At 52.9% G+C, this 15,168-nt stretch carries 15 protein-coding genes; 3 read left to right on the top strand and 12 right to left on the bottom strand.

What is annotated here, in order from left to right:
- Positions 1-228, top strand: a 228-nt coding sequence (locus AC2FIC_RS15220; protein WP_496692073.1) for a hypothetical protein, incomplete at its 5' end; no start/stop codon positions are given.
- Between the two features lie 127 nt (positions 229-355).
- On the opposite strand, the gene AC2FIC_RS15215 is transcribed toward AC2FIC_RS15220, so the two are convergent.
- The 8 genes from AC2FIC_RS15215 to AC2FIC_RS15180 all read right to left on the bottom strand — a co-directional run bounded on the left by AC2FIC_RS15215 (position 356) and on the right by AC2FIC_RS15180 (position 10,449).
- The gene (locus AC2FIC_RS15215; RefSeq protein ID WP_496692074.1) at positions 356-1,720 is read right to left on the bottom strand and encodes an aminotransferase; all 1,365 of its coding nucleotides are present in this window, start codon (positions 1,718-1,720) and stop codon (positions 356-358) included.
- Complete coding sequence (locus AC2FIC_RS15210; RefSeq protein ID WP_496692075.1) at positions 1,713-3,275, bottom strand: trimethylamine methyltransferase family protein; 1,563 nt, start codon at positions 3,273-3,275, stop codon at positions 1,713-1,715. The genes AC2FIC_RS15215 and AC2FIC_RS15210 overlap by 8 nt, the downstream gene beginning before the upstream one ends.
- Positions 3,268-4,500, bottom strand: a complete 1,233-nt coding sequence (locus AC2FIC_RS15205; RefSeq protein ID WP_496692076.1) for an aromatic ring-hydroxylating oxygenase subunit alpha — start codon at positions 4,498-4,500, stop codon at positions 3,268-3,270. Before AC2FIC_RS15205 ends, AC2FIC_RS15210 begins: the two co-directional genes overlap by 8 nt.
- On the bottom strand, positions 4,500-6,560 hold the full coding sequence (locus AC2FIC_RS15200; protein WP_496692213.1) for an oxidoreductase: 2,061 nt from the start codon (positions 6,558-6,560) through the stop codon (positions 4,500-4,502). Before AC2FIC_RS15200 ends, AC2FIC_RS15205 begins: the two co-directional genes overlap by 1 nt.
- Before the next feature lie 61 nt (positions 6,561-6,621).
- On the bottom strand, positions 6,622-7,683 hold the full coding sequence (locus tag AC2FIC_RS15195; RefSeq protein ID WP_281973932.1) for an extracellular solute-binding protein: 1,062 nt from the start codon (positions 7,681-7,683) through the stop codon (positions 6,622-6,624).
- Between the two features lie 17 nt (positions 7,684-7,700).
- Positions 7,701-8,798: an ABC transporter ATP-binding protein gene (locus AC2FIC_RS15190; protein WP_496692077.1), complete on the bottom strand. Its 1,098-nt coding sequence runs from the start codon at positions 8,796-8,798 to the stop codon at positions 7,701-7,703.
- Positions 8,795-9,583 carry an ABC transporter permease gene (locus tag AC2FIC_RS15185; protein ID WP_496692078.1) on the bottom strand — a complete coding sequence of 263 codons (789 nt, stop codon included), beginning with the start codon at positions 9,581-9,583 and terminating at the stop codon, positions 8,795-8,797. Before AC2FIC_RS15185 ends, AC2FIC_RS15190 begins: the two co-directional genes overlap by 4 nt.
- Complete coding sequence (locus AC2FIC_RS15180) at positions 9,580-10,449, bottom strand: ABC transporter permease (protein WP_496692079.1); 870 nt, start codon at positions 10,447-10,449, stop codon at positions 9,580-9,582. Before AC2FIC_RS15180 ends, AC2FIC_RS15185 begins: the two co-directional genes overlap by 4 nt.
- A 109-nt stretch (positions 10,450-10,558) precedes the next feature.
- On the opposite strand from AC2FIC_RS15180, the gene AC2FIC_RS15175 reads away from it, so the two are divergent.
- Together AC2FIC_RS15175 and AC2FIC_RS15170 are read left to right on the top strand one after the other, a co-directional pair.
- Complete coding sequence (locus AC2FIC_RS15175) at positions 10,559-11,212, top strand: TetR family transcriptional regulator C-terminal domain-containing protein (protein WP_496692080.1); 654 nt, start codon at positions 10,559-10,561, stop codon at positions 11,210-11,212.
- A gap of 446 nt (positions 11,213-11,658) precedes the next feature.
- Entirely contained in the window at positions 11,659-12,609 is a 951-nt protein-coding gene (locus tag AC2FIC_RS15170) for a proline racemase family protein (protein WP_496692081.1), read from the top strand.
- Positions 12,610-13,318: 709 nt separating this feature from the next.
- Here the strand turns inward: AC2FIC_RS15170 and AC2FIC_RS15165 are convergent.
- The 4 genes from AC2FIC_RS15165 to AC2FIC_RS15150 all read right to left on the bottom strand — a co-directional run bounded on the left by AC2FIC_RS15165 (position 13,319) and on the right by AC2FIC_RS15150 (position 15,123).
- Positions 13,319-13,633 (bottom strand): monooxygenase, encoded by a 315-nt coding sequence (locus AC2FIC_RS15165; RefSeq protein ID WP_142640352.1) that lies wholly within the window; start codon positions 13,631-13,633, stop codon positions 13,319-13,321.
- A 30-nt stretch (positions 13,634-13,663) separates the two neighbouring features.
- Complete coding sequence (locus AC2FIC_RS15160) at positions 13,664-14,041, bottom strand: hypothetical protein (RefSeq protein WP_496692082.1); 378 nt, start codon at positions 14,039-14,041, stop codon at positions 13,664-13,666.
- Between the two features lie 11 nt (positions 14,042-14,052).
- Positions 14,053-14,496 carry a MarR family winged helix-turn-helix transcriptional regulator gene (locus tag AC2FIC_RS15155; RefSeq protein WP_496692083.1) on the bottom strand — a complete coding sequence of 148 codons (444 nt, stop codon included), beginning with the start codon at positions 14,494-14,496 and terminating at the stop codon, positions 14,053-14,055.
- A 168-nt stretch (positions 14,497-14,664) separates the two neighbouring features.
- Positions 14,665-15,123 carry an Lrp/AsnC family transcriptional regulator gene (locus tag AC2FIC_RS15150; protein WP_271952681.1) on the bottom strand — a complete coding sequence of 153 codons (459 nt, stop codon included), beginning with the start codon at positions 15,121-15,123 and terminating at the stop codon, positions 14,665-14,667.
- Positions 15,124-15,168 lie beyond the last annotated feature (45 nt).

The raw sequence follows: 15,168 nt of genomic DNA, 5'->3' as shown, positions 1-15,168 counted from the left end.
GATCCACTGGATCAATTGCTAACCTCTTCAACTCGTCAGGCTCATAACCTGAAGGCCAAAGGTTCAAACCCTACTCCTGCAACCAAAATCACTACACAATATCAATATATTACACACCGTGCCGGAGCGGGCTTTTGCGTTGCGCCATCACAACTGGAAGCACCGTGGAAGCAAGAAGTACGAGAAAAACACTGTGACAGACCCGTAATAGATAATGCCAACCCGTAGGAAACCGTCGCTGTCAAAACCTTCTTCAAAACCGCCAAGGCCGAACGGTTTTGGCGGAGATCGTGGAGCATACGACAATACGCTGAAATGGCGGCCTCCGGGCTTTCGCAACAATAGCGCAAGCAATTCATTGGCCTCTAATCCCGCTGAGCCACGCACTTGTCGCTTCAAGCCCTTTTCGCAAGACAGCAAACATTTGCTCAATTTCACTTTCGCTAATGATTAGGGGCGGTGAAAGAACACACATGTTGATCACAGGTCGAACCAATAACCCACGTTTCTGGCATTCGAAATCGATCTGGCTACCAATCTCGTAGTCGCACCCCAGATCGCTCTGGGGATCACCATCGACTGAGCACTGAACGCATCCCATCAACCCCATGCCGCGCACATCGGTAACGATGTCAATCTGACCCAACTGCTGTAGCTGATCCTGAAAAATCGGAGTGACCCTTCGAACGTGTTCGAGAAGCTTTTCCCGTTCAATAATTTCCATACTTTTCAGACCAGCGGCTGCGCTGACCGGGTGGCCAGAATAGGTGTAGCCATTAGAAAAGGTTGCATCTTTTCCCGCAATATCGGCGATTAGCCTGTCCGAGATAATAGCGGCACCCATCGGCGCATACCCAGATGTCATTCCTTTGGCGCAGGTGACTATGTCTGGCTGAATGCCAAAGACTGTTTCTGACGCAAACCAATGGCCCAATCGCCCGAAAGCGGTCACTACTTCGTCGGAAATGTATAGAACATCATACTTCTTGCAGATGTTTAGGCAACTTTCGTGATACCCTTTCGGCGGCACTATCACGCCACCAGAGGCAAGAACCGGTTCGGCGATAAAAGCGGCAACATTTTCTGGGCCAAGCGCCACAATGGCGTTTTCCAGGTCCGAAACTTTCTCTTTCAGAAAGCTCTCTTCGCTTTGACCAGGCGCACGATAAAGCGGATTCACGTCTGGCAAGAAATGTGCGAGGTCATCCGCCTTGTCGAGCCAAAGCCTGTCACGCTCTTTTCCACTGACGCTGGCCGCCAAAAAAGTGCTTCCATGATAAGCTTTTTGCCTTGAAATGATTTTCTTCTTCTCGGGGCGTCCCAAGAGGTTGTTGCGGAAATGAACAAACCGGATGGCCGTATCAACTGCGGTGGAGCCGCCAGTGGTAAAAAAGACATTGTTCAAATCGCCCGGCGCACGTTTAGCGATTTCGCACGCGAACCGCGCAGTAGTCGAGTTGGAATTGTTAAAGGGTGAGAAATAGGCAAGGTTTCGAGCCTGCTCAGCCATGGCCTCGGCCATCTCTTCTCGGCCATAACCGATCTGGGTGCACCACATGCCTCCCGGTCCGTCGATCAAGCGTTCGCCTTTTTCGTTCATGACATGGATGCCGCTGGCACCTTCGATAAATGTCCGATCGTTTTCGCCCAAAGTTGCCATTCCTTCCCACGGGTGCAGGAAATGGTCGTTGTCCCAGTGCTTGACGTTAGAGTTATCCACGGCGGGCCATGCTTTCTGTGCTCATCACAATTGGGAACTCTTCGCGCACCTGAGCGTCTGAAGCGCCGAAGTAGTTGGGGAAATGGCTGTCGAGAATGGAATTGGCCTTGTCACGGGCGCGGTCCAGCAGATCAGTTTTGCCTTCGTTTTCCCATGTGTCCGTGCGCTCACGATCCATGAGCCGTGGGTAGACGAATTCGCTGTTCATATAGCTCAGTGTGTGCGGGTTGCCGAGAAAATGACCAGGGTCGATGGCACACTGATGGATCACATCCACCGCCATGGTTTCATCCGTGACTTCAATCCCGCGCAACGACCGCAGGATCATACCGCCCGCTTCGTCATCGATGACCATGCTTTCAAAACTGCATCCCATCAGGCTACCGATCATACCCCCGAACTCGCACAAACGATTGGCACCGGCATGAGCGGCAAGCGTGAAGGTTAGTGCCTTTTCCAACCCGTATTGCGCGTCGGGTATCTTGGCATCGGTCATGCCTGCGCCGACAGAGGTTGGAAGGCCATAAAAGTTACCCATCTGAATGGCTGCGGCCCCGATCAGAGCCTGTTCGCCACTGCCGCCGGTGAACGACCCGCTGCGCAGGTCAGTGATGAAGGGCCAGGCGGCAAAGCAGACCGGACAGCCCGGTGTGATGAGGTTTACGATGGCAACGCAGGCCAGCGTTTCGGCCACGGTTTGCACCAATGTTCCCGCAAGCGTCGCAGGGGCTGTCGCCCCGGCCTGAGGAGGCACCGCCAGATCAACCGTCAGGCCTAGCTTGGCGGTATCAATCAGGATTTCCATGTTTTCCTTGCCGACCCGCAAGGGGGAAACCATAGGGCAGCCGCCAAATATGACGCTTGGCTTTTTCATGAAAGCCCCTTCGCCACCTTGAGCAAAATCAAACATGCGGATGGCATGCGGAATATGGCTGCGGTCGCGAAAGGTCAGACAGGCAGGTTTTTGGCTGCCTGCGAGCATGGCATAAATGGTGTTCATGTCATGAGCGAAATCATCAGTCACATCGGTGGCCAAAACCGTGTCGCCCAGCATATGGATGTTGTCCAAACGGTCCACCAGACGGGTGAAATCATAGACATCGCGCAGGATCGAAGGGCGATAAGATTTAGTTTCGGAATCGAAGGTGGTCACGGCGGTGCCGGAGTTGGCGAAATAGACGCTCTCCGCCGAGCAATGCATGTCGTCTTTGCCTTCACGCTCTCCGCGGGCATAGAGGTAAAACTCCTTGGCAGCACTAGCCAGGATGTCTTCCATCAGTGCGCGGGGGAAGCACAGCCGATTTAGATCATTCATCACCGCGCCCTTGGGCAGCACCAGATCAAGTAATTCCGGGAAATGGTCGGTAATGCCGGTTTTTTCCAGAACGGTCAGTGCCGCTTGATGGATGTTCTCCATATCTGTTGGGGTAAGCGGCTTATAGCGGCCGCCACTTAATCCCCCACGCACGGCCTCATTGCCCGTGGTCGCCTGTTGAACCTTTATGCGCGCGGCGCGCCCACCACCACCGCGACGGCGTGATTTTACCTCAGCCATTACCGGCCATCCTTTGTTCTGGTTCCGAGCGGATCATGGCAAAATAGAAATCGTAAAAATCCTGGATCGAGGTTTCCATTTCGCCCAAGGGCCCCGGTTGGAAGTATTGAGAATTAACGCCGGACTGGTTGTGCCGAATGATGCGTTCGTCATCCAAAGATGTGACATGCCAAAGCCAGGTCAGGTCTTCCTTGTTGTAATCTTGGCCTTCTTCGGCATCAGCGTTAACCAGCCAGACCACCTGAATGTCGGTTTCTTGTAGACCACGTGGAATAAAGCGATAGCCTACCATGTGATCCGAATAGATCAGGAACCAATTCAATGGGCCAATATCAAAGTCAGTTGCGCCACCGTCGAAGCCTTTCAGCGTTCCAAGCAATGGCGCAAGTGCCTCACCCGATTTGCTGCCGGTTTTGTAACCTTGGTAAAGCGGGTAGCGCCGATAATACCCGCTGGTGAATGGGGTGGGCGCAGCCTCGCCAACAAGCGCCAATTCATCAGGTGTCAGCCCGACTTCTAAAGCCCTTGCATTTAGCGGCTCGACCAAGCCAGCCATGTCTTGTGGCGATTTCAGGCTATGAGAGCGAGAGTATTCTTTGTGTGCTGGTCCGCAGTGGTAGCATTCAAGATAGTTCTCAACCGCCAGTTTCCAATTCGCTGGAACCGGAAAAGACGCCGTATGCGCCACTTTCAGATCGTCAAAGCCATAGGGTTCGACGAGTGGCGAAAGCTGGCTGAGGACAGGATCTAGCGATGGCGTGTTTGCATCGGCACACACAAAGATCAAGCCTTTAAAGACACTCACCTGAACGGGAAAGAGCCCGAATTTGGATGGGTCAAAGTGTTCCCCCATGTTATGGCCAGCACGAAGTTTCCCCGAAAGTTCATATGTCCAGGCGTGATACGGGCAAACAAGAACACGGGAGTTGCCAGACTGTTCAGTGCAGACGCGAGATCCACGATGGCGACAGACGTTCAAATGAGCGCGAACTTCGCCTTCGCGGTCGCGAACAATAATGATGCTCTCCGGGCCATAGTCGAACAGGAAATAGTCACCGGGGTTTGGGATTTGGCTGACATGCCCTGCCCAAAGCCAGTTACGGTTCCAGACCTGGGCGATGTCATAGTCATAGATGTCTTGCGAGGTATAGAATCCGCGCGGCAGAGCGTGGCCGTGCTGGTGCGAGGCCATCAAAGCATCTAACCCAATCGGTCGGCTGTTCATCACGTTTCCTCCAAATCGACTATCTCGCGGCGAAACCAATCCTTGTCTGCTTCTGCCTTTGGGCGTTCAAAATCGCGGGCCGCACGGTGGCCTGCGAAGACAGCGTCGACGATCAGTCCTGGAGACGCGGCATCGCCTAAAAGTTCGAGGGTCTTCAACCCAACCCCGCGCAAGCTGTCGTAAAGCGCTGTCTCTCGCTGGCGCTCGGTAACCAGAACTGTCGAGGCACAGGGAATACTCGCTTCGCGACCGGTAAAGGCACATCCGATGCGGGCCATGTCACTTTCGACCGCGGTCAGCACCTGATTACAGCGAATGTCGATGCCAAGTTCGATCAGACGAGCCTGAATACGGGGCTGCTCCAAAGTATGTACGGCGTAAGCAGAGACCAAACTCTCCGGCGTGACAAAGACCACCGGATATCCGGCAGCTGCCAGTTTTTCTGCAATCACACCTGCCAAATAGATATGGTCATCATCATAGATCATCACCGGGCCATTCGGAGGCAATATGCCGTTCATGATATCATCAGGTGTCAGCACTCTGGCGCTTTGCTCGATCTGAGGCATATGGCGCTGCGTACTACGGCCGATGCCGTCGGTGCGCCAATGGCTGCCGGTGGCGACAAAGACGTGTTCGACGCCAAGCTCTGCCACCTGATCGCCGTCAAGTCTGCTGTCGGTGAACAACTGAACGTTGCCGCGCTGTTTCAGATCATTCAGGCGATAGTCGACGACGCGCGACCAGGCCGCTAGGCCGGGAAGCTTGCTTTCCTTTGCAACACGTCCACCAAATTCAGCTGAGGCTTCGGCCAAGGTCACCTGATATCCTCGCCGTGCGATTTGCATGGCACACTCAAGACCTGCGGGTCCGCCACCGATTACCAGTGCTTCCGCCTCGCTTTTTTTCGGTGCAATGATCTCGGGGTGCCAGCCGCGACGCCATTCCTCGCCCATGGTCGGGTTTTGGGTGCAGCGGATCGGAATACCCAGATTGTCCGAAGACACGCAGATGTTGCAGCCGATGCATTCGCGAATTTCGTCGACCCTGCCTTCTTCAATCTTATTCGGTATGAATGGGTCCGCAATAGAAGGTCGCGCCGCTCCGATAAGGTCGACAATACCTTTCTTGACCATCGACAGCATCATATCGGGGGAGGTCAGGCGACCGACACCTACCACGGGTTTCCGCGTGATTTGTTTGACGTGGGACAGAAACGCGTTCTGATAACCATCTTCCGGCTGGAATCTGGTTGTGGCACTGTCATTGGACCAGTCGGCCACATTCACATCCCATAGGTCAGGAAGATCGGCCAAAAGCTCGACCACGGCACGGCCTTCTTCTGCGGCCTGCATACCGTCGGCGCCCACCATCTCATCAATGGCAAAGCGGAACGCCACGGCACAGCTGTCGCCTACAGCTTCGTGGGTATCTACCAGCAATTCGCGCGTCAGGCGCACGCGATTTTCAAGCGAACCGCCATATTCATCACTACGCTGGTTCATATGCGGCAGCATGAAATGTTGCGCCAAAGTCATGTTGTGTCCGGCATAGACGTAAATGATGTCAAATCCGGCATCTTTCGCGCGCAGGGCGGCCTCGCGATGCCAGCGGCGGAATTCCCGGATATCGGCCTTATCCATGGCCTGCGCCTGCTTGGGATGCGTCATATCAACGGACATCTCGGACGGAGCAAGAACCGGAGCGCGGGTCAGCAGGTTTTGCGCATGATTGCCATTATGTACCAGCTGGATGGCCGCCAGCGCACCATGTGCATGTACTGCATCTGTCATCAGCCGCAACGCAGGTACATCGCGTCCATCCCACAATCGCCCCTCGGCATAGGGGGACAAGTCCGAGGTCGGGTGTATCTCGGTCTCCTGATTGGAAACCACTGCCCAACCACCTTCAGCCTTCATTCCGCGGACGGCAGCATCCGCCCGTGGCCTGAGGTGTCCCAGTCCGGTGCAATGCGGCACCTGATAAAAGCGGTTTCTGGCTGTGACAGGCCCGATCTGAACCGGTTCGAAGAGCAGAGCGTATGGGTTCGCGTCCGACATAATCACGCGTTTTTCCTATATTTGGGTTCCGGAGCCCGAAGGCCCCGGAAATATGGTTGTGTTAGAATCCGGCTTTGATCCGTTCAAATTCTGCCAGCATTTTTGCCTCCAACTCGGGGTTCACCGCGTCAAAGAACAAACTGCTTTCGAAGAAGCTTTTCGGATCGGCAAAACCATAGGCTTCGATATTGGCTTGATCGGCAACTTCGAAGGCTTTTGCGTTGGAATGTGGGTAACCCCAGTTGTCGATGATGTATTGGCCGCTTGCAGGATCAGTGAGCGCGTTCAACAGATCATAGACCTGATCGACCGGTGTCGTGGAAGACTTCAGATGCACGTAGCCACACGCCCAAGTCGCGATACCTTTGTCGACGTCACGCATCATGGCGGCAGGCACTTCGTTCCAGATCAGGTTCAGTTCGGACTGGTTCCAGGCCCAACCCATTTCGATCTCACCGCTGGTCATGGCCTGATCAAACTGACCCGCATCGGACCAGTAAAAGCGCATGTTTGGGTGGATTGAGCGCAGGAAATCCGATGCTTCTTTGAACTGCTCATCGCTCAGATTTGTGTAATCATCAGCGTTTCCAGTGGCCAGCGCAGCCAGGGCATATGCAGACGACGCCGCATCCGGGATCGCGATCTTACCTGCATAGGCCGGGTCAGCCAGCAATTGCAGCGAGATATCATCCCCCGAGATTTTGTCGGTGCGATAGATAAGACCCGTGTTCCCCCACTCGAACGGCAACATGTAAAGCTGGCCGTCCAGGACGATGGCGTCGACTTCCTTAATCTCAGGTAAAACATCGGCCCAATTGGTCAGCTTGCTTTCATCGAGCGGCTGGATCAGATCGGCTGCGACCCATTTCCGGACCGCGTCAGAACAAGGATGCGCCAGATCAGCCGTGAAACCCGAACTCAGTTTCGTAAAGGCTTCCTCCTGACTTCCGAAATAGGAATAGCTTGGCGCCTCATCCCCGTATTTTTCCATGTAGCTGGCAAAGAACCCGGGGTCTTCATATCCCGACCAGTCAAAAACCGTTAGATCAGCGCCACCTGCTATGGCACTTCCCGTACTTATCGCCGTCGCACATGCGAAGGCCGCAATTCCCTGAACTCTCATTTTATCCTCCCACTATTTTACTTTGTGTCTGTACCTAGATCGATCACGCTTGCCCCCTGAAGCCCCAGCCAAACTGCGTCGCCGCGTTTGAAATCGACCGTGTGAAAGTAGTTGGGAACCGAGACCGAGATTGGCTTTTCGGCTCCCGCAACCTGAATGTGATAGTGAATGTTCTCGCCATAGAAGGCGACGTTGCTGACAGTGCCTTGAACCGTTGATGGATAGTCTTCTGGCTTTTCAGCAGCGATTTCCAATTGTTCCGGGCGAATACCGATGTTCATGTCTTTAGAACTGGTCGCAACGTTGGGATTTCTCTCAATCTCAATCCGCCCGAAGGCGGCTGCATCGATCGACAACATATTGCCTGTTTCGCCTGATAATTGGGCAGGCAGTATGTTCATCTCACCGATGAAACTGGCCACTTGCTGATCACAAGGACGGGCGTAAAGCGTGGTTGGTGTATCCACCTGCTTGAGTCGTCCATTGAACATCACGCCAATACGATCGGACATGGTCATCGCCTCATATTGGTCGTGTGTGACCATCACAAAGGTAATGCCAAGGGATTGCTGCAGGTTGCGCATTTCAAACTGCATCTGTTCGCGCAACTTCTTGTCGAGTGCTGACAAGGGCTCGTCCAGCAACAATACTTTGGGTCGCATGATCAGCGCGCGGGCAAGCGCCACCCTTTGCCGCTGCCCACCCGACAATTCACTTGCGCCGCGATCCTGAAGACCGCCCAGCTCGACCATTTCCAGGGCCTCGGCTACGCGCTGTTCGATCTCGGCCTTGGGCGCCTTGCCCCGCAAGCCATAGGCCACGTTGTTCCCGACGTTCAGGTGCGGGAAGATGGCGTAGCTCTGAAATACCATATTCGTTGGACGGTTGTTGGCAGGCACACCTTCCATATCCTGACCGTCGATCAGCACGGTACCCTCGGTCGGTTCCTGGAAGCCCGCGATCATCCGCAATACCGTGGTTTTGCCACATCCCGAGGGGCCGAGGAGTGAAAAAAACTCGCCCTCTTTGAGATCGAGATCGATCCCGCTGGCCGCCAGGAATGTGCCATAGCGCTTTTCGACGCCCCTGAGTTCTATGATGTTTCTGTCTGTCATCGGACCTCTGATGCGGATGAGCGGCGGCGGAAGTACTCGGCCAGCACCAAAAGCAGAACCGAGGTTAGCAGCAGGATAGAACCCAAAGCCAAAACGTTTGGAAGCTTGGCGGGGAAACGGATCTGGCTCCAGATATAGACCGGCAGGGTTGGCTGGTTGCCTGACAGGAAAAAGGCCAGGACGAACTCATCGAAGCTGACTGTAAAAGTGACCAGCATGCTGGCTACGATACCGGGGGAAACGACCGGCAGCGTCACGCGACGAAAGGTTTCGAACACGCCGACGCCCAGATCGTAAGATGCCTCTTCCAGCGACGCGTCGAAGTCATCGAACGCGGACTTCAAGATCGAGACGGAAAATGGCAGCGCAAGAAACGTATGGCCCAGAACAACGGTCAGCAAAGACGGCTTGAGACCGAGAAACAGAAACAGGACCAGCATTGACGAGGCCACGATAATGCCAGGTATGACCAAAGGCAGCATCACCAAACCTTCAGCAGCACGCTGACCCCGAAAACGGTATCGAACAAAGGCGCGGGCAGCGAACAGCCCCATAGCAGTGGATAGAAGTGCGACGACCGTGCCGACGCCAAGTGAATTCCAAAGGGCCTGGATCAAAGTATCCTGCTCGCCCAGCTTCTGATACCAGTCCAGCGTCCAGCCCTTGATCGGAAAGGCAACGATTGTACCGCTGTTGAACGAGAACAAAGGTAGGAAAAGAACCGGCAGGTACAGAAAAACCAAATACAGAAAAGCATAGGCTGTCAGGGTCGAGGGGCGTCTCATCTGATCCTCCTCCCAAGCTGGGTGGCGGTAATGACAAACACGATAGCGACAAAACCGACCGACAGCATCGCGATCAGCGACAGTGTGGCGCCGAGAGGCCAGTTGTTGGCGGCCCCGAACTGCACCTGAATAAGATTGGCAATCATCTTCCCGTCCGATCCGCCGACCAGCGCTGGGGTCACGTAGTCACCGACAGTCGGAATGAAGATGATCAGGCAAGCAGCAATGATCCCTGGGATGGTCAACGGCAGCGTCACCCGCATGAAGCGTTGCAAAGGACTGTTGCCGAGGTCGGTGGCAGCCTCCAACAAGCTTGGATCGATCTTCTGCAACGAGACATAGATTGGCAGGATCGCAAAAGGTGCCCAGGCATGAGCAAGCGTCAGCACGACGGCGAATTCATTATAGAGCAAGAAGTCGAGCGGTTCGTCGATCAGACCAAGCATCAATAGTGCAGAATTCATCACCCCGTTGAACCCAAGGATGAGTTTCCAGGCAAATACGCGCAGGAGGTAGCTGGACCAGAACGGAATGGTGATGAGCAGAAGCCAGATGGTCTTTTTCCGGGCCTTCATCGCGATGAAGTACGCGATGGGATAGGCCAGTGCGACAGTGACTACCGTAACTGCTCCGGCAATCCAGATCGACCTTAGCATTAAATGTCGAACCAGCGGATCGGCAAACGCGTCGCTATAGTTTTTCAGCGTCGGTGTCTTGTCGAGCGTTACGTAGGTTTGGGTCCAGAACGAATAGGCGATCAGGATCACCAAAGGCGCCGCCACCAGAAACCCCACGTATGCCGTGGCTGGTGCGCTGAGGGTATAACCCCGGGACGCTTCGCTACGAAAAATCACCCTATCTCCCATCTCGGTACTTACGAGTCTCTAATGGACGATCGTCCATTTAATGTTGCGCCAGAAAGGCCTTTCGTGTCAATCTTCCTGTGAGCCACCCATATGAGAAGACCCTAAGCTGATGGAATCATTGAATAGAGTGACAGAGCCTAAAGGAAGAAAACGTAGCTCGAAGCGCGATCCAGAAGCCAACAGGCAGCTTCTGATCAAGGCGACACTGGATACTATTGCTGATATTGGAGTCACCGATACCTCGGTCAGTCGCATCTGCGAGCGCTCAGGTCTGTCGCGCGGAATGATCCATTTGCATTTCGGGGGGAAGGACAATTTGCTGACCGCAGCGGCCCAGCATTTCAGTACCGAGTATTATGCCGAGATGGACAGAATGACCGATCTGGGCTCGGATGCATCGCCCGAAGAGCGAGTGATGGCTGTGATCGAGGCGGATCTGTCCGAAGCTTTGCTCAATCCACGAAGTACGAAAATCTGGCATGCATTCCGAGGCATCGCGAGCTCACACCCAGGTATTGCCCGATACAGCAGCACTCAGGATCCCAAACTTGTCGAGACTTTGCGGCGTGCGTTCACGGAGATAGCCCAACAAAACGGACATGACCCGAACTTGGTGAATGATGCCACTAGCGGAACGTTGGCCTTACTGGAAGGTATGTGGGTAAATTACCTTACCGATATGCAGGTTTTTTCGCGACGACGCTCTGCTGAACTTATTCGAAGATTTTTAGGCGGGCTTTTTCCAGGAAAATTCAAGTTGTGAGCCTTCACGACGCTCAGGTTTGAGATGGAAACAATGCCTCTTCCTGGAAAGCAACTACTGGTATTGGTGAGGCCTCTAGCGTCCAAGTAGCATCCACCTAGCTATTGAAAAATCTCGACGTCCGCTGTGCGCTATTAGCGGACTTTCACAATTAAACTTTGTAGTCCGAGATGCGCAACAAAGTGAGGTTTTGCAGCATTATTGACGTCGTGGTGTGGCTACGCACCCGTTGGTCCAATCTTCAAGCTGGTCGGGAAAAGCATCGACTGACTTCGCTCGGCGCCTGCGATAAATCTCGACATACATGCCTCCAGCCTTTGCCGAAAAGCATACATCATCCAGAGTTTTCACACAGACTCAGTCCAATACACCATCAGCTGAAAGCAAGCATGGATGTTTGCAGCCAGAAGCTACAAGGTAGCACACGATATCCAGGACGCCGAACAATGCCTAATAAACACCAGGGACAAACGGGTGCGATAGATGTAGATCTCGCTGGAGATATTCTTCGAGTGGCAGTTTCTGGTCTTCCTAAACTAGTTTCTAGCAACGCGGCTGGCGCCTTGCTGGAGCTTCGTTCGGATCATGAACAGTTTCGGGGTTTTTTGAACCTCCCACCAAATGGAAACCACCTCATCAACTCTTGCCTACTCTATCCACCCTTTGAGCAAGGTACCGATGGGGCACTTTTTCTAGCCTCTCAGTTTGCATACGCACCATATGCCGGAACCGCACTCATGGCTGCAGCCACCATAATTGCGAGCGCGAAGCGTCAAGCATTAGCCAAAGATCAACAAGTTGTTGCTTTGGAAACAGCAAATGGTGTCATGGAAGTACAAGTAACCCGAACAGGTAGCGTTATGACACATGCCAAGTGGTTTACTGTCAAGCCCAAGCTATTGATTAATAATCAAATATTGAATCTTCCTCTAAATGGAAACATTCCAGTTTCTCTAGTCGATGCCGGGTTGCCGTATTTGGTTGTCGATGCAGACTATCTAGGTATTTCGCTTAGTGAACGCCAAAAATTGACCAACGCTGCAATTGAGTTAAGCGGGGCGGCTAGTAAACAATACCCGATGTCTAATTTTGGCATTGGCGGCAGCTACGGTAAATACTTGGTCATGTTCAGTTCGAAATCAGGGAAGAACCATATTAAAACTGTCTGGGCCTCTGAAAAGGGAGAACTGGCAAATTCGGCTGGGGGGACAGGCGCATTGTCTGTTGTGGTGGCGTGCGAGGGCAACGGGTCACTATCTCCAGGCAGGTCCGTGACAATCGAAGCACCGGGCGGGATTTTTGAATGCCAAGTTGTCGTTCAATTCGCCACTGTATCAGCAGAAGTTAGGATCGTTGCAAGGCATAGCTTTCCTTCTTTTTACTACGCTAATCCGTAAGGCAGCTTTTTAAATTGGGTGTTTGGGTGCAGAACCCTAACAAACCTAGCAACTGAATTCCATTCTGCCAGAACCCGTTGTGGCGCCCTAATTGCAACCCAGTGCCTGGTAGGGCCACTGAAAGCTTCGGACATTGCCGACGAGAGTATTGGGCCGACCCCCGGGCGAATATTCGGAAAGGCCTTCTGCGGGCAAGTTTTTCGCCCATCTTCACTAAAATCAGGGTTTTGGCCTGCATCCGCCCAAATCGGACATTGGTCGTGGCAGTAAAGAACGACAGGAGTACACTAAAGGCACCAAAATCAGCGTGCTTTCTTGATCTTTATTTTGTCAAGCTTCGCTCTGCTCTTGGTCGATTCCTCAGAGCGCGTGAGAGCTTTGGCAATGGCCTTCAAACCCATCCCCTTTGACACCAGTAGGTGCAATTTTTGAATTTCCTCTTGTGTCCAAGCTTGACGGTGACGCTCAAATCGTTCTGCCATGGTTTTCGTCTACCTTATCAATGTGTCTGATCTGTCATAAAGCATGGTGGTCGTGTTGACGCCAGCTCAAGCAAAATCACGAGTATCTTAGTGAAGCAGCGGTGATACCAAACGCGACAAATGACAGACCCAGCCCAAAGCGGACAATCAAGACCAAATTTTGCAATTCCGGATAGCGGATGAACCGGACATCAACGTTTAGCGTGTCAATGTCCGGTCATTGCTCGCTAGCCTTCAAGCGGGGCTCTGTTGATGCGACTGACCTCTTCCATAATGTCGAAAACATGGTCGGCGGTCACTGTGATCCCTATCGCTTCCAGGCGCTTCAGATGCATACTTTTATAGCTTTCCAGATATTCGCGGTTCCGAAACAGGTATGTGGACCCATAGTGATTGGTTCCATCTTCGACAGTCCAAATCTTCCAGATTATTCCTGGCTCCTCCGCGATACTCTTTGCAAGTTGCTCGGTGCCGGCGAGAAATTCTTCTGTGATCGGACCTTCATAGGTCATATGCAGATCCCAGACTTTCAGTGTACTCATGTTTAGTTTCCTTTGTGAGTTTGGGAAAGTTCAGCGGTTTTTCCCGAGTTGGAAGAAGCATAGGACCGCAAGCAAGGCGAAGAAGATGGGGTCAGACCAGCCAAACCCGGTGAAAACTCCTGTCAGGCAGGCGTAAAGCGTGATGATGACGCCAAGTAGATTGGTCCACATCAATCCTGTGAGAATGGCGATTGCAGCTTCACTGCCATGTTCAACGTCCCGAAACAGAAAGCTGATGATCCCGATGCCGCCCAGAAATATCGAGTTATGCTGTGACAGGAACACAGCGTATTGGTCGTTTAATTGCAGGCCGTAGTTTGGCCAGAGGATGGCCGGGGCAAAGAACAGCGCGAGCGCGAACAACATGTAAATCACGCCATGCGCGGTCAGGAGTGTTTTGTTAGGCATGTTACGACTTTCTAAGGTTGAGGCAGTTTTTTTCGGAATTGGTTGAGTGTCTTGATCGCCTGGCGTTTGTCCTGCACGCTGAGATCACCAAAAATCTGTTCCAGAGCTTGATTGTGGAGTGGTAGGAATTCGGCCACTTTTTGGCGCCCGGCTGCGGTCAATAACAGAACACGCGCCCGTCTGTCGGTTTCATCGACACTCTTTTCCACCCATCCGGCTTGAACCAGGTTTTTGACAACCACATCCAGGTTGCCGGATGTAGACAGTGTCAGCCGCATCAGATCGTTGATTGACAGCGGACCCTTGTTGCTAAGTGTTTCCAGCGCGTCCCATTGTGGCGCTGTAAGGCCCGCCGAACGAAACGCAGACACCATAGCGCGCATGAATAATTGCTGACTGCGTAGCAGGGCCAGCACCAGGGTTTGGTTTTCTCGGGCTTGATTTTTATGTCTCATGTTGCGCATATATCCCTAGTTAGGGATAAATTCAAGTACTCCCCATAGAATGACCTAATCCACTCATTCGCTCGATGTGCAGCATTTGTTGGAATGACGCATAAAGCGAGCTTTCGCTGCATCTGCGCTAATGTCCGCAATCATTTCATCTCAGTTCATCAAGCAACGTTACTCTGTCACTGGAAATACATTTGTCTTCTTGACAACTCCGTAGACAAAGCTGCTGTCCATGGAGGCAATACCTCCAAGAGGATGCAGCTTTCTGCGAACGAATTTTTCGTAATCTGAAAGATCAGCCACGACCACACGAAGCAGGTAATCCGATGAGCCGGTCATAACGAAACACTCCAGTACCTGGTCAATCCGCGCAATGGCTGCTTCGAATTTCTTTACAGTCGCTTCAGTATGGCTTTCCAGTTTGACGTGAACGAATACCGTTACCGGCAACCCGTAGGCCTCGGCGTCTATGTTGGCGCTATAGCCGGTGATGATTCCATTTTGCTCGAGCAGCTTCAGCCGCCTCAGACAGGGCGAAGGTGACAAGTTCACCCCTGCTGCCAGGTCTTGATTCGTCATTCGACCATTGCGCTGCAACGCTCGAATGATCTGTTGGTCTTTACGGTCTATTTTTTTCATAGATTAGCATATACTGCTACAAACGAGGGAGGATAA

It is taken from the genome of Ruegeria sp. CDSC079 (assembly GCF_059610505.1).
Note: the sequence above shows the minus strand (reverse complement) of the source record. Positions and strands in the feature narration are given on the sequence as shown.